At 59.1% G+C, this 374-nt stretch carries 1 protein-coding gene; it reads left to right on the top strand.

The window, feature by feature from the left end:
• A partial coding sequence (locus tag NG653_RS14680) for a hypothetical protein (protein WP_252742462.1) occupies nucleotides 1-374 on the top strand: 374 nt, incomplete at both ends.

Genomic DNA, 374 nt, shown 5'->3' with positions numbered 1-374 from the left:
GACTTCAGCCTTACGGGCAACACCCTGACGCTGACCCTGGAGAACGGGGGCACGCAAGATGTGGACCTCTCGGGCTATGTCTCCACCGACGACCAGAACCTGACCCTGAGTGGGAACACCCTGGGCATTGAGGACGGGAACACTGTGGATCTGTCCCCATACCTGGATAACACCGACGACCAGAACATCTCGGGATCTTCATTGGTGGGTACCAACCTTACCATCGGGATTGAGAACGGGACCTCGGAGACCATCGATCTTTCATCTCTGGTGGGCACCGACGACCAGGGGCTTAGCCTGAGCGGCAACACCCTGACCCTGGAAGACGGGGGCAGTGTGGATCTGACGCCCTATCTGGACAACACGGACGACCA

The organism is Robiginitalea marina (assembly GCF_024006985.1).
In the GTDB taxonomy this organism is placed as follows: domain Bacteria; phylum Bacteroidota; class Bacteroidia; order Flavobacteriales; family Flavobacteriaceae; genus Robiginitalea; species Robiginitalea marina.
This window is presented reverse-complemented; position numbering and strand designations above follow the sequence as displayed.